The 22,445-nt window shown below is 44.4% G+C and carries 17 protein-coding genes; 11 read left to right on the top strand and 6 right to left on the bottom strand.

What is annotated here, in order from left to right:
- Position 1 precedes the first annotated feature (1 nt).
- A complete protein-coding gene (locus AWH61_RS15130; RefSeq protein WP_075177565.1) occupies positions 2–364 on the top strand; it encodes a HopJ type III effector protein in 363 nt (120 codons plus the stop codon).
- Positions 365–424: 60 nt separating this feature from the next.
- Here the strand turns inward: AWH61_RS15130 and AWH61_RS15125 are convergent, their stop codons facing one another.
- From AWH61_RS15125 to AWH61_RS15110, 4 genes are all read right to left on the bottom strand, one after another.
- Entirely contained in the window at positions 425–2,698 is a 2,274-nt protein-coding gene (locus tag AWH61_RS15125; protein ID WP_075177511.1) for a multiheme c-type cytochrome, read from the bottom strand.
- 71 nt (positions 2,699–2,769) lie between these two features.
- Positions 2,770–4,008, bottom strand: coding sequence for a retropepsin-like aspartic protease family protein (locus tag AWH61_RS15120; RefSeq protein WP_075177510.1), 1,239 nt, complete (start codon positions 4,006–4,008; stop codon positions 2,770–2,772).
- Positions 4,005–4,454, bottom strand: coding sequence for an acyl-CoA thioesterase (locus tag AWH61_RS15115; RefSeq protein ID WP_083605970.1), 450 nt, complete (start codon positions 4,452–4,454; stop codon positions 4,005–4,007). The genes AWH61_RS15120 and AWH61_RS15115 overlap by 4 nt, the downstream gene beginning before the upstream one ends.
- A gap of 64 nt (positions 4,455–4,518) precedes the next feature.
- Complete coding sequence (locus tag AWH61_RS15110; RefSeq protein ID WP_075177508.1) at positions 4,519–5,229, bottom strand: FFLEELY motif protein; 711 nt, start codon at positions 5,227–5,229, stop codon at positions 4,519–4,521.
- A 154-nt stretch (positions 5,230–5,383) separates the two neighbouring features.
- Between AWH61_RS15110 and AWH61_RS15105 the strand changes: the two genes are divergently transcribed.
- The 7 genes from AWH61_RS15105 (at position 5,384) to AWH61_RS15075 (ending at position 17,036) form a co-directional block, all read left to right on the top strand.
- Complete coding sequence (locus AWH61_RS15105; protein ID WP_075177507.1) at positions 5,384–6,094, top strand: elongation factor P hydroxylase; 711 nt, start codon at positions 5,384–5,386, stop codon at positions 6,092–6,094.
- Positions 6,095–6,119: 25 nt separating this feature from the next.
- Positions 6,120–7,283 carry an ATP-NAD kinase family protein gene (locus AWH61_RS15100; RefSeq protein ID WP_075177506.1) on the top strand — a complete coding sequence of 388 codons (1,164 nt, stop codon included), beginning with the start codon at positions 6,120–6,122 and terminating at the stop codon, positions 7,281–7,283.
- Positions 7,284–7,378: 95 nt separating this feature from the next.
- The gene (locus AWH61_RS15095; protein ID WP_014949976.1) at positions 7,379–7,672 is read left to right on the top strand and encodes a YfcL family protein; all 294 of its coding nucleotides are present in this window, start codon (positions 7,379–7,381) and stop codon (positions 7,670–7,672) included.
- A gap of 204 nt (positions 7,673–7,876) precedes the next feature.
- Positions 7,877–10,630 carry a M16 family metallopeptidase gene (locus AWH61_RS15090; protein WP_075177564.1) on the top strand — a complete coding sequence of 918 codons (2,754 nt, stop codon included), beginning with the start codon at positions 7,877–7,879 and terminating at the stop codon, positions 10,628–10,630.
- 266 nt (positions 10,631–10,896) lie between these two features.
- On the top strand, positions 10,897–15,018 hold the full coding sequence (locus AWH61_RS15085; protein WP_075177505.1) for a hybrid sensor histidine kinase/response regulator: 4,122 nt from the start codon (positions 10,897–10,899) through the stop codon (positions 15,016–15,018).
- 67 nt (positions 15,019–15,085) lie between these two features.
- On the top strand, positions 15,086–16,393 hold the full coding sequence (locus AWH61_RS15080) for a short-chain fatty acid transporter (protein ID WP_075177504.1): 1,308 nt from the start codon (positions 15,086–15,088) through the stop codon (positions 16,391–16,393).
- A gap of 82 nt (positions 16,394–16,475) precedes the next feature.
- A complete protein-coding gene (locus AWH61_RS15075; protein ID WP_249922659.1) occupies positions 16,476–17,036 on the top strand; it encodes an isochorismatase family protein in 561 nt (186 codons plus the stop codon).
- A 32-nt stretch (positions 17,037–17,068) separates the two neighbouring features.
- On the opposite strand, the gene AWH61_RS15070 is transcribed toward AWH61_RS15075, so the two are convergent.
- On the bottom strand, positions 17,069–17,593 hold the full coding sequence (locus AWH61_RS15070; RefSeq protein ID WP_039225252.1) for a cysteine hydrolase family protein: 525 nt from the start codon (positions 17,591–17,593) through the stop codon (positions 17,069–17,071).
- A 125-nt stretch (positions 17,594–17,718) separates the two neighbouring features.
- Here AWH61_RS15070 and AWH61_RS15065 point away from each other — a divergent pair, with 125 nt between their 5' ends.
- The 3 genes from AWH61_RS15065 to AWH61_RS15055 all read left to right on the top strand — a co-directional run bounded on the left by AWH61_RS15065 (position 17,719) and on the right by AWH61_RS15055 (position 20,644).
- Positions 17,719–18,675: a GlxA family transcriptional regulator gene (locus tag AWH61_RS15065; RefSeq protein ID WP_075177503.1), complete on the top strand. Its 957-nt coding sequence runs from the start codon at positions 17,719–17,721 to the stop codon at positions 18,673–18,675.
- Between the two features lie 81 nt (positions 18,676–18,756).
- Entirely contained in the window at positions 18,757–19,959 is a 1,203-nt protein-coding gene (gene zigA, locus AWH61_RS15060; protein ID WP_075177502.1) for a zinc metallochaperone GTPase ZigA, read from the top strand.
- 1 nt (position 19,960) lies between these two features.
- Positions 19,961–20,644, top strand: a complete 684-nt coding sequence (locus AWH61_RS15055) for a DUF1826 domain-containing protein (protein ID WP_075177501.1) — start codon at positions 19,961–19,963, stop codon at positions 20,642–20,644.
- A 223-nt stretch (positions 20,645–20,867) separates the two neighbouring features.
- Here AWH61_RS15055 and AWH61_RS15050 read toward each other — a convergent pair whose 3' ends face one another.
- Positions 20,868–22,394 (bottom strand): ATP-binding cassette domain-containing protein, encoded by a 1,527-nt coding sequence (locus AWH61_RS15050; protein ID WP_075177500.1) that lies wholly within the window; start codon positions 22,392–22,394, stop codon positions 20,868–20,870.
- Positions 22,395–22,445 lie beyond the last annotated feature (51 nt).

Genomic DNA, 22,445 nt, shown 5'->3' with positions numbered 1-22,445 from the left:
CATGGCATACAGCAGCACCCAAGACTTAGTTCAAGCAGTCACTAATTCCCCAGATACTATCGAATTTAACGACGTTATCACGCTCGTTGATAGCGCGTTTGTTTTCACGCCCACCGCTTTCACTAATGGAGACGTGAAAAACGAAGCCAATCAGAATAACGGCTCTTGCAAACTGCTCGCACTCGGTCAGCACTTAAACCTCAATCAAGCGCAAACCCTAGCCTTATTTGGGCGTTTTTATCGAGAAGATGTACTCGATAATCCCAACGGTAGCGATCACGCCAACATCCGCAATTTTATAAAAACGGGGCATGAAGAGGTGGTGTTTGAGACATTTCCTTTGGTACTTACTCCTGCTATGTAGTGGTTGAATCTAATATAGCTCGGCCGCTAGTTTCCCTCATAGTCAAACTGAGAGAGCAGGCTACTGTCTCATTTTTGATTGAAAAAAGAGGGTTGAGACATCATCGCCGAGTTTCCGTGACAACGACAAGCCTAGTTTAACAAGAGATCTATCTGGGGTTGTAATAATGACATTTTTCAAAATACTAATCCCAGTTTCAGTTTCTCCGATACTATCTAGTGCAAGTGCATAGATATACCAATTTTGTGGATTATCCGGTGCAAGCTCTGTGGCTTTCTTAAAGTAAGTAATCGCAGTTGGCTTTTCTTGATTTCGAATATAAAACATCCCGAGAGCGTAATTAAATAGATCGCTTTCGGGCATATTTTCTGTCCCATTTAGTAAGATCTGCTTTTCCAACTGTGTTTTGTGTTGAGTACGGTAAAGCTCTGCAAGATTTATATAGTTGGCTTCAAAGTACGGGTCTACTTTGACACCTTGTTTTAATAATACTTCTGTCTGACCAACATTTCCTAGTTGGTATTCAACTAAACTTTGATTCAGGCTACCTTCACCACGCCATTGATTTACCTTATTTGACAGCGTAAGTTCTGACAGTGCGCTCTTAAAGCTTTTACTTTTTTTATCGGAGCCAATTAGGTTGTTTGCCGCCGCAATGCGAATGGCTCTATATTGGTCATCAAGCAGTTTGACATACGATTTCATCCGTTCATGAAGTGGAAGAGCTCGGCCGGCTTGCGCTGCTGCTAATCTAATTAGCGGTTCATTACTTTGAATGAAATGTCGTAAATCTTTGTTACTGAGCGGCTGATTTGTTAAAGGGAGCATGGTTATCGCCGTTGCTCGCTTTATTACAGGCAACGATGCTGAATGTGCAATACGTAATATAGCTTGATTGCTAAAACTATCGCCGTGCATAAGTGACACGTAATCTTCTTCAATACTACTTAGCGTAGAATCTCTTCCGTACCATTTTGTTAGCTGCTTCGATACCCACGCGTTGTCTTTGTTATGGCAATTCAAACATGCATTGGGTGAACCTGTTATAGCAGAAACCTGCGGAGTTGGAATACTGAAGCTATGATCTCGTCTAGCATCAACCCCCATATAAGTGCGGCTAGGCATATGGCAGTTTATGCACTGATTAGCACCTTCACTTTCAGCATGTCTACTGTGGATTTTACCTTGATACGTGGCGACTGAGTGGCATTGCAAGCATAAGCCGTTACCTTCTATTTTAAGCTTCATAGAATGGGGATTGTGGCAGTCATTGCAGTTAACGCCTGCCTCATACATCCGACTTTGCAAAAACGAGCCATAAACATACACCTCTTCTCGAATCTGGCCGTCAGCAAAGTAAAGAGGGGAAAGCAGCAGCGAAGGGGAAAACTGGTCTAAGAAAGGCTGCTGTGGCTCGATACCATCAGTAAGTGCACTGCGAAGTGAATGACAGGCGAAACAGGTATCCATAAACGAATTGTCCCGGGAAGCTGGAACAAATTCGCCATCTTTTTCTTCATGCCATGTCGCAATACGACTTCCTTCTTTTAACAGCCATTTTCCTAGCGACTTTTGCTCATTTCGGGATAACGTGGGAGAAGTATTGGCAAGCGTGGTACCTGAACTTTTGTGAAATTCATCAGCAGGTTCACTTAAGCGGTAGTGGTTCCCCTCGTTTTTCTCAAATTCACTGTTTTTAACGTCAGCGTGTGACAACATCTCGCCGTGGCAAGATTTACATGAGACGTTGATTTCATCAAACTGGCTATTAAATGAGAGGGAGTCTGTATCAAAATTACGCGTTAAGCCGCTAGAATGGCAGTCAGCACACATACCGTTCCAGTTTTGCAATGGTTGTTTCCAATGCAACCTGTCGTTGGTCGCTATATCTTCTGATGAATAATTGGGATACCAGCGTTGACCGCCTTCTTTCTTGTCACGTGCATCCCATGCGAAAGGAAAAACCTGAAATTGCCCGTTCTGCGTTTCTACTAGATATTGCTGCAGCGGATAGTGCCCAAAGACATAGGTGATGGGGTAGGTTGTTGTAACACCGGCTTCAGTTAATTTTGCGAAGAAATCGCCACCGTTTTTGAAGAAATACGAGGTTTGTGTGAAGTGTGTGATGGTCGCTTTTTCAAAGTTACCAAGTACTGACGAGTCGGTAGCATGGTCCATCGCTTTGGCATGGTCAGATATTTTCCACTGTTCAACTTGCTCTTTGTGGCAGTTTACGCAATTTGCTGCTTCTTGTGCTTGTGCGACAACAAAGATATTTGTTGTTAGCGTTAATAAAACGAAGAGTGAGAACAACCGCGACACTACTACATCCATGACTTTCGATTACAGCTAATATTTTATCACAATATTAGTTTTTATATTGCACGCTTTCATTGATTAGAGTGTTACTCATCTCGCTCTGTCAAAATCAACTCACTAGACTGGGGCATTATTGCAAAGTCAAACTGACCTAGAACGTTCATTCCCAACAATCCGTCGGCATCGGGTAGAGCGTCTTCGGGCAGCACGATGGCAGAAACATCGTTGAACTCGTAGCCAGCAAAGTAAAATCGGGGTATTTGTACCAGAGGGGCTTCAATGGTTCCTGATGCGGTTCTAATGTTGAAGTTACCAATGAACGTGAGGTTTCGCATACGGCCTAAACGCGCAAAGAGTCGCGATGATATTGCGGTGGTACTGGCACCCGTATCTAAAATCATGGTGGCTTTTTGGTTAAGCGCCTTTACATCAAGGCGATATTGATCGCCAATGCGCTCTAAGGTTACACGGGTTTGATAACGTGCGGCTTCAGCGCCTGTTGGCTCTATTTCACTCTTGTTCGGCGTAGCGTCTGCGTTGGCAATATCGCGCATTTCATAGGCTTTATTGCGAATGATATTAGCGTCTCTGTCGTTTGATGGAAGGGCAGCAAGCACGTCTTCCATTAACGTAAGCTTTTGCTGATAAGAGTACGCTTCAGCCAAATTAAGGGTGTAGTGCCTAGCGTCAGGTATGCGTTGATACAGTGGCTCATTTAATCTGGCAACCAATTCCCATTGTTCGTCTTGACTTAACTGCGTCTGGGCCTGTTGATACAAAGTAGCAATTTTTGCGTCAATAAATGAGAGAGTTTCAGTTGAAAGAGGCAGTTCGGCCAAGTCGTAGTAGTGCACTATGGCCGTTGAGAGAGGCTTGGTTAACTCAATCAGTTCACCCTCTAGCAACAACAGAGATTCGTTGAGCGGGTCATATTTCAAAAGGTTTGTTAATTCAGTGGCGAGCAACGCGTATTGCTCGTTATTGAGTAGGGTAGTCAGTGACTCAAATTGATCTTGATTAACGAGTGGTGAAGAGGTGCGTAGATCGTCAAGTGCGTTGGGTGCCGTGTTAGTGCCTGTCATAGGTGAAAAGTTGGCGGGAGAGCGTTCATTGTTGAAGGGCTCAGCTTTTTCGTTTACCTGAGTTTCATCCACCAACTGTGCTTGGGTTTCTAGCTGCTTGTCACTATCTAAACGGTGTTCATAACTGGCCTCTAGTGCATAAGCTTTATCATTGTGCTGCTTTAAACTAAGCCATAGGTAAACGTTTATGCCTAGCGACACAATAAGGAAGAGCGAAAGCACTATCGCTAGCCACGTTTTCATTGTGCCACACACGCCTTGCCGTATATGTCCACAAATTGTTTAGGCATTCGCTTTGGGGCCCCAGTATCAAGGCTAACACACACGAATGTGGTCATAGCATCAAATACGGTTTTGCCTCGCTTTGGGCAGATAAATTGAAACTGGCGTTTCAAAGTAAGTTTGCTGTCGCAATGCACTATCCAGGTAGCGCATTCTAACGTATCTCCAAGATGTGTTGGCAGGTGGTAGTTTAGCTCGTGGCGCTTAATGACCATGCCACGGTTAAGCGATTGATAATCGGCAAACTGCAAGCCAAGCGCGTTTGAATGGGCCCATGCTAGGCTTTCTAACTGCGACAGGTATGCCACATTATTAACGTGCTGATAGTGGTCGATGTGCGTTTCATCAATATGCCACTGCTGCACATAGGGGGCGTCTAACATCCAATTAAGCGTTGGGGTGCTCAAATCTTTTCCTTATTCATATTTTTGCTTTGATCTACTCTGCTTCTTCACGTTCAGGCATTGTGCCTCATACCACAGGCAGGGGATTATCTTCAGGTAACGTTAAATCATCGCTTAACAATAATTGCATTATCGCTTTTTCTCTCACCAATACGGGGTCAATAAAGCTCTGCACGTCACCTATCGCTTTAAACGCATCAAACCCTCGTTCCAAAAATTCATGCAATGCGAGTAATCCTGCTAATTTAGCTGGACGACGGGACAGTGAAATTAACATACCTATACCACGAATTTTTATAACGTCTGCGAGTTGATCGCCCAAATGGGAAATTATGTCGATTTGATGCTTTCTATCCTCAATTCTGCCCACATTACGATACGCCAAAGCGTAGTTATCTCGGTTGATAGGTTCTCCGGGAAAATGGCTTTGTAAGTACTGAGCCATCGCCATATCTAAATCGAACGATAGTGCATTTAACGACAATGCGTCGTTCATAGCGTTCATAGCTTTGTCAGGCAATACTTTTGCGAGCTTCGGAATAACTCGCACTAAATCAGCGTCCCGTTGGCTAAAATCTTTTGGCCCGTACAATTCATCTACAAAAAAAGCCATGGCTTTTTGGTAACGTTTTTGCTGTGCTAAATCGTCGTGGGTGACCAGTAAGCGTTCGCATTGCCAGTGTTGCAATTGATGAATGATAGGCATTACACCCAACTGATTGGCTAAGTCACGAAGGGCATTGACCCGATGAATATGTTTAATTATCTCTTGCGCCAAATGACAAACTCCCTGTTGAGATAGTGTGGCTAATTCGTTGTTGTAAACCTAGATTGACCTAAGCAAGCGAGCCTTTCAAGTGAGAAGACAAAGTTTTACTGGTATACTCCACCGCCATTGAAATAGCTCTGTTGTGTAGAATTTATTAGCCGCCATGAACATCGCAAGTCATCACGCATTGTTTGCCAAGACTGGAACTAAAAATACCGATACTAAAGGCTCAAACGTTGAAAGCCTAAAAAGTGAATATCTGGGCATGCACCGAGAAACGACTACGGGGTCGGATCACTCAGAAGCAGACGTTGATGTACCTGTGTTAATCGCGTTGTTTAATTCGACATTTGAAGATTTTAATACGCGCTTGGTTTTAGGTGATGACGAACCCATTTACATCCCAGCAGACAGCGCAACACCTTATCATCAAGTCGTGTTTGCTCATGGATTTTTTTCAAGCGCTTTGCATGAAATTGCGCACTGGTGTATTGCGGGTGAAAAGCGTCGACTATTAGAAGATTACGGTTACTGGTATTGCCCAGATGGCCGCGATGCATCACAGCAAGCTGACTTCGAAAAAGTAGAAATTAAGCCCCAGGCCATCGAGTGGGCGTTTACAGAAGCAGCAGGAAGAACGTTTCAGGTAAGCACGGATAACTTAAACGGCGCTGAGCCCGACAGAGAAGGTTTTACGCGAAACGTAGCCGCTCAGCTTGAACGCTATAAATCTGAGGGCTTTCCGCCTCGGGCTGAACAATTTGTTAATGCGCTGTCATCTGCGTTTGGTAAAGGTAAGTCGTCTGGTTCATGTAGCAGCATAATAAATAGCACGGTTACAGACACGTCAAAAAATACGCTAACAGCAAATTAGGTGACGGGATAGGAGTAGATGCCGAATGAATCAAACTGATCTTAACCAATCGACGTTTGATAACAAACCCAAATTCAAACTGGGTGTTGTGGTAAACCCCTTTGCCGGCATAGGCGGAGCACTCGCGCTTAAAGGCAGCGACGGTGCAGAAATTCGCGAAAAAGCACTGGCTATGGGAGCAGAGAAAAAAGCCAACGAAAAAATGGCGAAAGCGCTCAGTATTCTAGAAGCCTTATCTGGGCAATTTACCGTCGTGACAGCATCGGGCGATATGGGTGAAACAATCTGTGAATCTCTGGGTATTCCTTATGAGGTAATCTACACGGCTGATGCCGTGCAAACCGAGGGCGAAGATTCAGAGCGTGCAGCTAAAGCAATGGTGGACGCCAACGTCGACTTACTGCTTTTTGCCGGTGGCGACGGCACAGCCCGTAATATCTGTAGCGTAGTTGGCACACAGGTGCCCGTGCTAGGTGTGCCTGCAGGTTGCAAAATTCACTCTGGCGTTTACTGCGTGTCGCCGTCAGCGGCAGGGCAGGTAGTAAGTCAGATGATCGCAGGCGAGCTTGTGAGTGAAATGGACGCCGAAGTACGTGATATTGACGAAAACGCGTTTCGCGAGGGCAAAGTTATTGCCAAACACTATGGTGAAATGCGCGTACCCGCAGAGCTCACTTACGTTCAAGCAGTAAAAATGGGCGGGAAAGAAGACGAGGCCTTAGTGCTTGACGACATTGCCGCTTGCGTTGGTGAAATTATTGACGATGAGCCTGATACCTATTTTGTCATGGGATCCGGCTCCACCGTAGGTGCGGTTATGGACTTTCTTGGCCTAGAAAATACCTTGTTAGGTGTGGATGTGGTTAAACAAGGTGAGCTAATCGCAAGTGACGTTACTGCGAGCGAATTGATTGCGCTGACTCATGACAAGCCCACCAAAGTCATTTTGACGGTGATCGGTGGTCAGGGACACATATTAGGTCGCGGAAATCAGCAGCTTAGCCCTGCTTTTATCCGTCAAATTGGCAAGCAGAATATGCTCGTTGTTGCCACTAAACAAAAACTACAGGCATTAAACGGTAAGCCGCTTCGCTTAGACTCAAGCGATGCAACGCTAGACGCTGAACTCGCAGGCGCGTTCACGGTTATCACTGGGTATAAAGATAAAGTGCTTTGCCAAGCTATTTAAAGACGTAGTTTGATATAACACGGCACATGTATAGCCATAAAAAAGAATTTATCTCGAACTAAGATTTGATATTGAAAAACAGGAAGGAGTAAGACGTGTTACCACCTGCTGCAGCACCAGAAAGTGTCGTTAACGCCATCGCAGATATTGAGGCATCGCTTGATGACGTGGTAAATCACGGTAGTGATGACGAATTGTTTATAGCCAGCTACTTGCAAGGTCACTTTGCAGTAGAGGCTCGCCAGTTAGAAATGCAAGAAGATGCTACGGTTGCGATGCTTAATGATAAAATGCTCGAGAGCCTTAATAGCGCATTCGCCAACAACGAATTAGAAAGTGAAGATGCTAAACAAGTAAAAGCGCTTTGGGCACGGTTAGTCGCAATATAATTGCGACTTTCTTCTCTACTTTTCCACTAACAATATTTCTTCGTTCGTCGTTTATCCTCTCTTTTACAATCCGTTACAGTTTTCTGCATCGTAACTCTTTATAAACTACCAAATTGATTTATGTTTAGTACTGGCGTAAAGCCGTTTTGTGGTGCCTGGCACATTTTGGTGTTCAGCACAGATAATAAGATTAAGGATGACGAAATGACTGTACTTAAGCATCTCACCAAGCGCTTAAAAGTAAGTGTAGGTGTGCTGGCAGTAAGTAGTACGCTGGTTGGCTCAGCGTTTGCTAAAAACGATATCAATATCGACTACGAAAAGTTCACGACCGATAATGGGTTAACCGTAATTGTTCATGAAGACCGCAAGGCCCCAGTGGTTGCCGTTGCGGTTTGGTATAAGGTGGGTTCAAAAGACGAACCAAACGGCAAATCAGGGTTTGCGCACCTATTTGAACACTTAATGTTTAACGGCACGGAGAACTATGACGATGAATGGTTTGGGCCGTTACAAGAAGCTGGGGCAACAGGATTAAACGGTACCACAAACTTTGACCGTACTAACTATTTCCAAACCGTTCCGACTCCTGCACTTGATCGTATTCTCTGGATGGAATCTGATCGCATGGGGCACTTGTTAGGTGCGGTGACACAAGAGAAATTAGACGAACAGCGTGGCGTTGTACAAAATGAAAAACGTCAGGGCGAAGACCAGCCTTACGGAAGCGTATTCACGCATATTTTTGAAGGCTTATTTCCCATAGGGCATCCTTACCATCATACGGTGATTGGCTCGATGGAAGATCTTAACTCCGCCTCGTTAGACGACGTTAAAGGCTGGTTTAACCAATATTACGGTCCGAATAACGCAATACTGGTGCTAAGCGGCGATATTAACGCAGAAGAAGCCAAACCTCTGGTTAACAAGTACTTCGCTGACATTGAGCCGGGCCCAGCACTGTCTAAGTGGGAAGCATGGGTACCAAAGCGTAGCGCAAACACCCGCGAAGTGATTCAAGACAAAGTACCTCAATCGCGCATTTACCGCCTTTGGGTTTCACCTGAAAATACCTCTTCAACCGCAACAGACTTGTTCATTGCCGCGAGTGTCATGGGCGATGGTAAAAACTCACGCCTTTACAAAGAATTGGTGTACGACCAACAAATTGCTACCAATGCCTCGGTGTTTAACTACGAGCTACAAATGGCGTCGATTTTTGGTGTGACGGTTGACGTAAAAGACGGCGTTGACGTTGCGAGAGTGGAAAAAGAAATAGATAAAGTCATTAGCGAGTTTTTGCGTAAAGGTCCAAGCAAAGACGAAGTTAAATTGGTGTCGACTAAGCGACGTGCTTCAATTATTCGCGGGCTTGAAGAAGTTGGGGGCTTTGGCGGTAAAGCTGATACGCTTGCTAGTGGTGAGTTCATTGCTGGCGACCCTAACTACTTCAAAACTGAATTGAGTGAGCTAGGACAGGCTACTCCTAAAGGGGTTAAAGCGGCTGCGAATAAATGGCTAAAAGAAGGGTGGCATCAAATCACGGTTGTTCCGTTTATTGAGCACACAGCATCTACCGAAGGCGTTGACCGCAGCTCTGGCTTGCCTTCAATCGATGCAGAGACTCAACTGAGCTTTCCTGAGGTGACAGAAACTACGCTTTCTAACGGTGTAAAGGTAGTATTTGCAAAACGCTCTACGGTTCCATTGGTGAATGTTGCGGTGCAATTCGACGCAGGTTACGCTGCTGATGCGGGTGGCAAGTTAGGACTTGCGAGCTTCACCACACAGATGCTTGACGAAGGCGCGGGAAAATATGATGCGCTAGAACTTGCGGCAGAGCTTGAGCAGTTAGGTACTGATTTAAACGCCGGCTCAAACCTGGATACGACAACAGTTAGCATGTCAATGTTAACGGAAAATATGGAGCCTTCTTTGGCGCTAATGGGTGATATCTTGAAATCACCAACGTTCAAAAAGGAAGAGATTGAACGTCAACGAGCGCTTATATTAAGTAATATTGCACAGCAAAAAACACGCCCTGTAAGTATTGCGCTTACGTTACTTCCGCCTCTTATCTATGGTGAAGGCCATGCGTACGGTATTCCGTTTACCGGTACCGGAACTGAACAAGACGTACAAGCGATTACGCGAGATGACCTTGTTAACTTTAAAAATACGTGGCTACGCCCAGACAATGCGACAATTTTTGTTGTTGGTGACACCACGTTAGGTGCCATTAAACCCATGCTTGAGAAAGAGTTTGGCAAATGGAAGGTAGAAGGTAGCAAAGGTGCGAAGCAAATTGCTGAAGCGTCAATGCCTGAGCAAGGCCAAGCGATTATTATCGACCGCCCTGGTGCACAACAGTCGCTTATTCTGGCTGCACATTTAGCGCCACCAACAGGGGCTGACAACAATATTGCAATTAATGCCATGAATTTAACCTTAGGTGGTGCTTTTACTGCTCGCGTTAATATGAACCTGCGTGAAGATAAAAGCTGGTCTTATGGCGCGTACACCTTCCTGCAAGATGCTAGGGGACAGCGCCCGTTTATGGTTTATGCGCCGGTGCAAACCGATAAAACAGGTCCATCACTACTTGAGCTTAAGAAAGAGCTTAACGCTTACTTAGGTGAAAAGCCGCCAATGGCGAATGAACTTGAAAGGGCGCGGTTAGACGAAGTTCGCTCTTTGCCAGGTCAATTTGAGACGGCTAACGCGGTATTGTATAGCTTACTGTCGAGTGAAAGATTTAACAGACAATATAGCTACCCAGAGTCTTTGGTCGAGAAATACAACAGCTTGTCTTTAGACGATTTGAGTAACGCGGCGAAAGAAGTGCTGCACCCAGAGAAATTAACCTGGATAATCATCGGAGATGCCGAGAAGATTAAAGCAGAAGTTGAAGCGGCTCAGCTCGGGCCTGTTAGCGTGCAAAGCATGAATTCACTGTAGTTGGTAAATAATTAACCAAGAGAAAAAGGGCCGATATCATTTTCGGCCCTTTTGTATGTGACAAATGCGTCTTTTGTAGAATAGATTGCGTTCAGTAGATGCTTTATGGTTAAGAAAGTTTAATTTAATATCTTGATTCCACTTTGAATAATGCCTTCTTTGCGAGCATAACAAATCCTGTACTTGCACCAGTGCGCTTGTTTGCAATAGCTCTTCTCTGCCTGTTTTATATTCCCTGTGTTTATCCATCTAATGCAGACAAGCTGATGAATGAGTATTCGGTTGAGCTTTTAACTGCCGAAGATGGCTTCGTCTCATCAGAGATTTATTCCATTATCCAAGATCGCCAAGGCTTTTTGTGGTTTGGTACTGCCGAAAACGGTGTAATGCGTTACGACGGTCGTAGAGTTACGTTGTTTGAGTCTGACAGCGATCCTAGCCAAGGGCTATCACACAACGACGCTGGCAATTTGATGTTGGATGCAGAAGGCAATATATGGATTGGAACGTGGGGAGGTGGAGTTAACAAGTACGACCCAACAACAGGTCGCTATTCTCGTTACTTGAATGATCCAGACAACTCTCGCTCCATATCTTCAAACCGAATCCAATCACTCTTCCACGATAAAACAGGCCAAATTTGGCTAGGTTCGTATGATCAAGGTTTAAATCGTTTTCTAGGAAATGGGGAATTCGAAAGGGTTCAGAAGAAAAGCAATGAGGACCACAGTCTGTCTCATAATCGCATTTGGGACATTATGGATAATAATGACAACAGTCTGTGGGTAGCCACCAGTTTTGGCTTGAACTTGCTAGACAAAAGAACTCTCACCGCCAAACACTTCTTTCCCGACCCTGATAATCGTACTGCAACAGGAGCCAATGAAATACGTAGCTTGCTGCGTACGTCGTCAAGCCAATTCTATGTGGCGACTCAGGAAGGCCCTTTTCTTTTCTTTCCAAGTTCAGGCGTATTCCTTGCACAAACAACGCGAGACGGCAAAGCATTAGGCCAAGTGAACTCAATGATTGAAGATCACGAAGGGTGCATTTGGTTTGTGACCACCACGGGTCTTTATAAACATACAGGTGAGGGAAATTACGTAGAGAAGATGGACTTCGGCTATGACAACGGACTTCGCATAATATATGAAGACCACACTAAAACTAAATGGGTAACCAGTGAAGTTCACGGCATATTCAAGCTATCTCCTCGCCGTAAAATCAAGCAAATCAACAGTGACTCGTTAGTTGCACCTAGTGGCATTGAGCTAGACACCTTCAAAAATAGTGGCGATGTATTGATTGCTACAGCAAATGCTGAAATTTATACATGGAAAGTGAAAGAGCAAATACTCCAAAAGGAATTTGACTCGGTATTTAAAGAAGAAAGTGAATATTCAAATAGGGGAGTTATAGAACGACCTATTATTGTCCCCGATAAACACGGCAATATTTGGGTGGCACAAGACAACTTTATTGCACGTGTTAACAGAAAGAATGGAAATGTAAGTCGCTTAGAATATCCCAGAGAAGACAGCAAATATCGCCAATTCAGAGAGTTCAGAGCGTTAGCGTTAGATAACGAAGACAATGTATGGATAGGTACCTACAAGCATGGAGTTTATATATACAACGTGCAATCTGGCGTCTTTAGGCATCTTTCAACGACTGACGGTTTAGCTCACCCAGAGATTCACGCCATTGTAAATGACTCTCAAGGAAATATGTGGATTGGCACTGGAAGTGGCGTAAATTTATGGTCCATTCAGGACAATACTTTCACTCAGATTGAGTACAATAAAGAGCACAATGCAGGTCTGTTGGGCAGCATTGTCGAAGATATTCATGAGACCAAAAACGGCCAAATTTGGATTGCAACCCAACGGGGTTTGAACCTTTATAAGCCTGAATCGAAATCCTTCGAGTGGTTTGGGGAGCAGAAAGGATTGCCCGCTACCTTAGTAAGAGCGATTGCAGACGGCGACGAGGGCCAGCTCTGGCTTACCACGAATAAAGGAATCTTTCTTTTTAATCCGGCTACTGAAAGTGCCATTAATTACACTAGCACTGCCGGGGCTGTAAGTCAGAATTTCTATTCAAACAGTTTACTTAGAGCCACTAACAACACGTTCTTTACCAGTAGCCAGCGAGGTATCGAATACTTTGAGTATGTGCCAGGACAGTCTGAGTTGGTCGATTCTAAAATTGTGCTAACTGGCTTCAACAAAATGGGCGAAGCAGTAAGCCTTGATAAGCCACTATCCTACGTTACGGATATTAATCTTTCCTACGAAGACTATTTCTTCTCATTAGACTTTGCTCTTCTAGACTTCTCTGATCCCAAGCGTTCTCATTTTTCCTACAAATTAGAAGGATACGATGAACAGTGGATTGATATCGGAAATCACAACAACGTTTCATTTACTAACCTAAATGGCGGCACCTATACATTGCTGGTCAAAGCAATGAAGCCCAATGGTGAGTGGGGCAGTGAAGTCATGTCGGTTAATTTGCATGTAGCAGCAGCTCCTTGGAAAACATGGTGGGCATACAGCATTTACATTGCGTTTTTACTCGGCATTGTTCTGTTGATCATTTACTTAAGAACCCACTTACAGCAAACAGAAATTACCAAGCAGAAGCGCTTTGTTCAGGCGCTAGAGCAGCAAGTTTCAGAAAAAACAGCCTCGTTGAAAGCTCAGGCCAACGATTTGAAAAAAGCGCTGGAACAAGCCGAAGAAGCAACAAAGTTGAAGTCTGAATTCCTTGCAAATATGAGCCATGAAATTAGAACGCCAATGAACGGCGTGATAGGGATGCTGGGTCTGCTTAAGAAAAGCAACCTAACTACTGAGCAATCACAGCGCGTCAACATCGCAAGCTCAAGCGCTAATTCTCTACTGGCCCTGATTAATGATATTTTGGATTTCTCTAAAATAGAAGCGGATAAACTCGAGATTGAGTCCGTTGAATTTGATGTAAGGGAATTGATTGAGAGCATTGCTCAATCGGTTGCGCATTTAGCGCAAGAAAAAGGGCTGGATGTTGTTGTAGATTTGTCAAAGGTCAGTGAGTCGAAAATAAACTCAGACCCCAGCCGAATTCAACAAATCCTCACAAACCTTTTAAGCAACGCCGTTAAATTTACTGAGCAGGGAGAGCTCTCTGTCACGGCAGAATTGCTTCCTACTAACAATCAGAATACTGCGCTTATGCACATTGCGGTGGCAGATACGGGCATTGGTATTCCCGCATCAAAACTACCTCATTTGTTCGATGCGTTTACACAAGTCGACGCTTCTACAACTAGACGCTATGGCGGAACAGGGCTTGGGTTGAGCATTACCAAAAAGCTATGCCAATTGTTAGGAGGAGACATAAGTGTTACCACCGAGCTTGGCAAAGGCAGCCGTTTTGATGTGACATGCGAAATTTGCTACGCCGAGCAACGCAACGCTGTGCGCCCTCAGCTTGCTAAACAAGACATGTGTTGCCTGATTATTGACGACAATGCTTCAACAAGACGTGCCATGCAAAGCCAGCTGAAACTTTGGGGAGTGCTTACACTGACCGCATCTTCGATTGAGGAAGCGATTAGCTTATATTTGAAAGACAGCGAGCAAGAGATACCGGCAATACCCATTGATGTTGTATTTCTGGAGAAAGCAGAAGAGGAAGAGTTTTCACAACACTTCGGCCAGATACTTTTAGATAACCCCAGAACAAAACATACGCGTTTGGTATTAATGACACAGCTAAGCGACATGGAGAGCTCTGTTGTCTATGGCGGAATAGACGTTGATGAGAGTCTTCCTAAGCCACTGACCTCTTCAGATTTAATTCGAATTGTAGAGGAATCAGTAAATACATCTGACTATGAAGCTAAACCACGCTGTAGAAAACGCGAGGATGATCCGGTTCATATTATCGAAGGCAACACTCAGCACGTTCAATCACCTGAAGAAAACGCAAAATCCACCTCTGATGACAATGCTTATCGAATCTTGTTAGTAGAAGACAATGCCATTAATCAAATAGTGGCCACCAATGTTCTAGAAAGCGAAGGGTATGTGGTTGACGTTGCCAACAACGGTGTAGAAGCGTTAGAACTGTTAAAAAGCAGCAAGCTAAAGGCGCATTACAGCGCAATTGTCATGGATTGCCAAATGCCGGAAATGGACGGGTTCGAAGCAACCAAGCTTATTCGATATGGTGCAGCCGGCGAAGTTTACAAACGTGTACCCATCATAGCGATGACGGCGAATGCTATGCAGGGCGACAAAGATATGTGCATGAAAGCCGGTATGGATGATTTCCTCACCAAACCCATAGAGCACAATAAAGTAACTTCAACATTACAGCACTGGCTCAACAAAGTTAATTAGACCCTCGCCAACAGGGAAATAAACGCGTTAATATGCAACAAGTTTTTAACATGTTGTGAGAGCGTTAATGCTAAACCGAGCATCAAAACCCTTCGTCAAACTCGTCGAACGATATCTTCCTGACCCCTACATTTTCGTTTTATTACTCACCCTAATTACGTTTGCGTTTGCAGTGGTCATTCAAAATCAGTCTCCACTTACAACTATTCAACAGTGGGGTGACGGATTTTGGGGGCTGCTCACATTTTCAATGCAAATGCTCTTAGTGCTAGTCACTGGGTTTATGCTGGCATGCACGCCGTTAGTAAAATCCTTACTTGAGAGGCTTGCGAGCTTAGCAAAAAGCCCTGGGAGCGCCATTGTGCTGGTCACGTTGGTGTCGCTTATCGCAAGCTGGATAAACTGGGGCTTTGGTCTTGTTGTGGGTGCGTTGTTTGCTAAAGCCTTAGCAAGAAAAGTGTCGGTTGATTATCGGTTATTGGTGGCAAGCGCGTACTCAGGCTTTATTGTATGGCATGGCGGTTTAGCGGGCTCTGTGCCCTTAACTATTGCAACGCCGGGTCATTTTTCAGAAGCACAAATTGGCGTAGTTGGCACTGGAGAGACTATTTTCAGTGGGTTTAATTTGCTGTTATTGGCAATCATGTTCGTGATTATTCCTCTTGTTAATCGTTTAATGTTACCGCCTGAATCTGAAAGCATTATTGTCGATAGCGCCAAGCTACAAGACGACGCTTTGCCGTCGGCAACGAACGAGCGGCCCGCCGACAAACTTGAAAACAGCATGGTGCTTGGGTTACTCGTAGGCTTTGCAGGGCTTGCTTATCTCACCAACTACTTTGTTTCAGGGGGCGGGCTTAATCTCAATATCGTTAATACGCTATTTCTCTTTCTCGCTATTGTTCTTCACGGTACACCACGCAATGTACTGCACAGCCTGCAGCAAGCCGTTCAGGGCGGTAGTGGTATTGTTATACAGTTCCCATTTTATGCGGGGATCATGGCGGTAATGGTTCAATCAGGGTTGGCCCAAACCATGTCAGAATGGCTGATTAGCTTTGCATCTGCAGAATCGCTGCCAGTATGGAGTTTTATTAGCGCAGGCATTGTTAATATCTTTGTGCCGTCGGGTGGAGGGCAGTGGGCAGTGCAAGCCCCAGTAATCTTGCCTGCTGCCGCTGAACTTGGAGCCGAAATAAATAGAGTTGCCATGGCGGTAGCGTGGGGTGATGCGTGGACTAATTTGATTCAGCCATTTTGGGCGCTACCCGTACTTGCCATAGCCGGCCTGAAAGCAAAAGACATTATGGGCTTTTGCTTGGTTCAGCTTATCGTAACCGGTGTCATTATTTCCTTGGTATTGCGGTTTGTGTGAGGATTTAGAGAGCAATTTAACGCCGTCAAACAAAGCGAATAGAGCCGAATATGAAGCCACAACTTAAATACAAGCGGTGTGAATGATGCATTTAGACGAAGAAAAGGTAGGATTGTTGATCGTAGATGTTCAGGGCGCGCTGGCTCGAAAAGTCAATGATAGTCAGACAATGATCTGCAAAACGGTGAAGCTAATACAGTGTTGTAAATTGCTCAATATTCCCGTAGTTGTACTTGAGCAAAATCCTGAAGGCTTGGGGAAAACGGTCCCTGAAATTGAAACTCATGTCGCAAGCGATTCTCACTTTAAGAAGTTTACTTTTAACGCTGTAGCGGGTACTGACCAGTGTTCGTCCGAAATACTGGCGTACATTGGTGAAATGGAATTAAGTCGATGGCTGGTTGTGGGAATTGAAGCGCACGTATGCGTTTATCAAACGGTAACGGGTTTATTGGAAAATAATCACACTGTGGAAGTAATACAGGACTGCATTTCTTCAAGAGAGTCTTCAAATGCTGTGCTCGCCATCCAAAATATGCGTGAGCAGGGCGCACGGATCAGCAGTTTTGAGATGACACTTTTTGGCCTTTTAAAATCATGCCAACATCCAAAGTTCCGAGAAGTGTTAGCGCTCATCAAGTAGTCGAACAGCGTGATGAGCGAAACAAGTCGAAGCTAAGCGAATGCGGTTTCAATCGATACAATGTCAATACCGCGCACTTGCATAGAATCCAGCGCCAATAGATGACCAATGGCGTCACGCGTGCAGGTGCAAGGTTCAATGACTTTGGGGGAATACTTGGCAGCAGCTGGTGATAATGCTGTGTGAGTTACGCAGTTGTGGGTCATCATACCTGCAAGAAGAATTTCATCCACGCCCAATGACTGTAAGGTTTCGTCTAAATTGGTGTTTTCAAAACAATCGGCGTGTTGCTTTGTGATGATGGGCGCATCCGGGGCAGCGGCTATCACCTCTTTATGAATTTCAGCGCCATGAGATCCTTCATAGAAAAACAACCCTTCTCCGGCCTCAACAGGCACAAGGTGCTGTATGTGAATAATCGGAATGCTCTTTTCCTTTGCAATAGCCATCGCTTTAAGTGTTTCTTGCATCGCAAGCTCTGGTTTGTGTAAAGGATACTTCCCTTCAGGAAAGTAATCGTTTTGAATATCTATAACAATAAGTGCTTGTTTAACCACGGTCTTACCCTCTTTTTCCAAGAAATAGTCTCTAGCACGGTTTAAGTTGTGCTTACTCGATATTGACTATTTTGCGGGTTTTCACGTGTAATAGAGAGTGACGATAGTGACAAAAAGCGCGCCAAATGCGACAGCGTACACAGAACGACAATGAAACGATGAAAGAAATAAAAATAGCAGTAATAAACTATCCAACCGCAAGCCAATCTGCGCTTTACGGCATCGTTGAGATGTTAGAGTTAGCAAATACGATGTGTGAGCAAATCAACGCTGATGTGGCATTTAGCGCGAGTATTTACAAAGCGGAACAGTTAAATTCAAATGCACTGGTTGATGTCGTCATCTTGCCGCCAAGCATGAGTGAAACATTTTTTGAACATGACTTCACATCACTTATCAACTATATGGAAGTCATGCAGTCCCAAGGTGCATTGCTCGCATCTGCTTGCGTAGGTGCATTTATTCTTGGCAAAGGGGGCTTTTTAGATAACAAAGTGTGTACTACACACTGGCGAATTGCCAATCACTTCATGGCAACCTTTCCCACAGCAAAGCTAGATGCTAAGGCTATCGTGGTAAACGGGGAGGGTGTAATAACAGCTGGTGGAAGAATGGCGTGGATTGATCTTGTGTTTGAAATCATATCGACCTTAAGTTCACCCACCATTGCCTTGAATCTTTCTAAAGAGATGGTGGTGGATACAGGTTACAGGGAACAAGGCTTTTATCACCAGTTTTCACCTAAAAAAGATCATGGCGATGCTCTCGTTGTTAAAGCGCAAAATTACTTGGAAAACCATTACAGTCAGCCAATTTCTCTTAGCGATTTAGCTAGCCACACTTTCGTTAGTCAGCGAACCTTACAGCGAAGATTTACGCAAGCGTTAGGTATGTCAGTCATCGACTATCTGCAGAAGCTGAGACTTCATCATGCTTGTCAGCAAATTGAAGTATCTACGCGTAGTATTGCTGATATTGCATTCAACGTGGGCTATCAAAACGTCAATGCGTTTAGGAAGATATTCCGTAAAGAGTATGGGCTTAGTCCGGTGGAATACCGCAAGCGTTTTGCAATAAATTAATCATATCGTTATTTTCATTTTAATTGTTATGTTATAACATTTATTAAATTCGAGATTTAAAATGAAACTTAGCGAGTCGTTATGTCAATTCAAACTCAGCTTCCCGTTACCGTCCTTTCGGGCTTTCTAGGCGCCGGTAAGACCACGGTTCTAAACCATATTCTGAATAATCGTGATGGATTAAGAGTAGCCGTCATTGTTAACGATATGAGTGAAATCAATATCGATGCTGCTACGGTGAAAAATGAAATTAGCTTTAATCGAGCTGAAGAAAAGCTGGTTGAAATGAGCAATGGCTGTATTTGCTGCACGTTGCGAGAAGACTTGCTTGAAGAGATAGAGCGTTTAGCGCATGAAGGTAAATACGATTATCTGGTAATAGAGTCTACAGGTATTTCGGAGCCTTTGCCTGTAGCTGAGACCTTTACGTTTGCCGATGAAGACGGTAAAAGCTTGTCGGAAATATCACGCCTCGATTCGATGGTTACCGTTGTCGACGCATTGAATTTTCTTAAAGACTATGACGAAGCTAAGTTTCTCAACGAAGTGGGTGAGAGCTTGGGGGAGGAAGATGAGCGAAGCGTGGCAGACTTGTTGGTCGAACAAGTGGAATTTGCTGATATATTGCTAATAAGCAAAACCGACTTAGTCTCTGAACAAGAGTTGGCGCGCCTTAAAAGTATTCTGCAAACCCTTAATACCGAGGCTATTCAAATTCCTATCGAGCATGGAAAAGTGCCCCTCGACAAAGTGCTGAACACAGGGCGGTTTAGCTTCGAGCGTGCTCAGCAGTCGCCCGGTTGGCTGAAAGAAATGCGTGGCGAGCACGTACCAGAGACTGAAGAGTTTGGTATAAGCAGCTTTTCGTACGAAGCGCGACGTCCGTTCGATCCGCAGAAGTTTTATGATTTTATTCATAGTAAAGACATTGCAGGTAAGTTAATTCGTTCAAAAGGCTTCTTCTGGCTGGCAACACGACCTCAATTAGCTGGCAGCTGGAGCCAAGCTGGCGGTATGGCGAGATACGGGGCTGCTGGGCTGTTTTGGAAAGCCGTACCCAAAGAGCAGTGGCCTGAAGACCCTGAATACCTTAAAGCGATTGAAGAACAATGGATGGAGCCCTTCGGTGACATGCGTCAAGAACTGGTGTTCATTGGACAAGGGCTTAATAAAAACGACATTATCGAGCGGTTAGATCGTTGCTTGTTAACAGACGAACAGCTTATTCAAGGTCATCATGTTTGGGCTGAAATGCCTGACCCATTTCCTGCGTGGGAGCACTAATATGCAGGCGTTACAAGACTACAATACTTCCTTTGAACACAGCGACTCTTGGCGTTCAAGCGCCGATGCTATGGTGTTGGGCGATATCTTTGATAAAGGGATTAGCGTTGCGGTATGGACAAGGCCCGAAGTACCACTTGTCACGCAATATTATGTCGACGTTTTTAAATCATTAGGAATGGGGATTCGCGGTGTTTTCTCTTTAACATCACTGAAAGAGGAAGTCGCAAAGCTTTTACCTGATGGAAGAAATAATGCCGGAAAGCAGGCTGCCATTGACGATATTTATTTGCTGTCTGACATGCTCACCACGCTATTTGACTGTGACAGTGTGGGTGTAAGGTTAGTGCCCCTTTCATCAGCAATGTGCCCAAGCTTTCATGTGGACAATATTCCTGTTCGGTTGGTGAATACTTATTTAGGCGAAGGTACAGAGTGGCTGCCGAAAGAAAGTGTGGTTACGCGCCCAATAATTGGTCTTAACGACGCGAATACACAAGGGCTTACCAAGAATAGGTTGGGCCAACACTATCGAGAGAGCAGCGTTAGGCAAATGAACGCGTTTGATGTGGGTTTACTTAAAGGCAAGTCGTGGCAGGGCCATGAAGAATTTGCCGCCGTGCATCGGTCCTGCAAAGTCATCCCTGGTACTCATCGCGTGTTGCTTACCCTGGATCCCATGTAGTTTTTGAGTACTTATTGTACCTCACCCTCGGTTACTTCGGCGCTATCACTTTTTCCATGAGTTTTCCCTTGTGATAGCGCTTTTTTCTCTCTCGGTACCTAGCCTCGCTAATCTTCTTAAATATTCGCTTTTAAGCTTCCAGCTTTAAGGCGAGTTGTCTTACAGGCAAGTGCCACACCTTTTTAGCGAAAACTTGAAAAGCCAAGGTTTTCAACATATACCCTTAAACATTATAGTCTTTCATATTTAACGTATTGTGAATGCTAGGAATGCGTTCTTCTGTATGGTGATTTACATACAGCAGTGTACTTGTGCCTGCTTTAGCCAATATATCAATAAGCTTAAGCGCTTTTTGGCGGTTGAAGTCGTCTAAACCATTGCAAGGTTCATCCAAAATAAGCACGGCGGGGTGCTTAACCATAGAACGTGCAATAAGTACTAATCGCTGGTCACCAAAAGACAGTGACTGAAACGGCGTGTTCTTTTTCTGTTTCAAACCCAGTACTTCAAGCCACTGCTCTGCCACCATGCGTTCCGCTAGCGTGGGGCGAGTGTACAGACCAATACTGTCGTGAAAGCCTGAAATGATAACGTGCTCAACACTTGCATTCACTTTGTACTGCATGTGGAGCGCATTCGACATAATTCCAATGTGCTTTTTAATGTCCCATATGCTCTCGCCTGTGCCACGTTTTATGCCAAACATTGTTAAATCGTTGGTATAGCAATGGGAATTATCACCAGTAAACATTTGAAGCAAACAGGTTTTTCCTGACCCATTTGGACCAGTGATCTGCCAATGCTCATTTTTGTTAAGCGTAAAGTTAAGCTGTTCAAATACGGTTCGCTCATCGAAGCGCACGAACCCATCTTTAAGCTGAATTAAGGTATGAGGTAGTGAATCTAACTCACTGTTTTGCTCATTGAGGTTTCGGTCATTGCAATTGGGGTCATCGCCGTGTTTGTCTTTAGCGTTTAGGGCTGAGGGAACATCGATATCATCAGACTCTAGTGCAAACCAAGTGCTTAGTTCTGAGCGCAAACCGTCATAGTTAAGTTTATCTTCAGATTTCCACGTAATAGCCAAGTCATCCATGACAATCAACTGAGCTTGTATATTCTTGGGAATATCTGCGAGTTTGTTGGCGGTAAGTACTAAAGAAGCTTGCTGCTGAGAGACAAGAAAGCGACTAAATGCGCTTATCGCTTCAACATCTAAACCTTCGAAGGGTTCATCAAGCAAAATAATAGAGGCATTACTTAACCATGCTAACATGATAATAATCTTGCGGGTTTCACCTGTTGAAAGTGAAAGAAACCCATTATCTAGCAGATGCTCAATTCTAAGCGCAGAGGCGAGTTCGTCGTAATAAGGGTGGTTTTTATAATCCTCATTAGTCTGTGCGAATAGTTCGCGAACCTGTGTTGGCTCAGCTATTACGTCTAGAATATCTGCACTGTCTTTTTGTTTTTCTTCTTCAATTATCGCTTGCTGTTTAAAAACCGAAACCTCTGCAACAACCGAACTACATTCACGACTACCGCTTGCTGCCTTCCCACTACCGGCAAGCGCGGAAATTAAGAGTGACTTTCCGCTACTGTTTCTACCTGCAATAAGGAAGTGGGACGGCGCACTTTCAGTACAGAGCGCTAGCGAAAATGCAGGAGTAATGTATTGATTAGAAAGCTTTATTTGAAATTCAGAAAGGTACAGCATTAATGATCGCGAGTGAATATAAAGTAGAACCATTGTGAAGTTTTCTGATTACGTGTCAATGGTGAATAAGACTTTCTGAAGCCA

The organism is Alteromonas sp. W12, from assembly GCF_001924945.1.
Classification (GTDB): Bacteria; Pseudomonadota; Gammaproteobacteria; order Enterobacterales; family Alteromonadaceae; genus Alteromonas; species Alteromonas macleodii.
The sequence above is the reverse complement of the archived record's forward strand: the minus strand, read 5'-3'. Positions and strand labels throughout refer to the sequence as shown.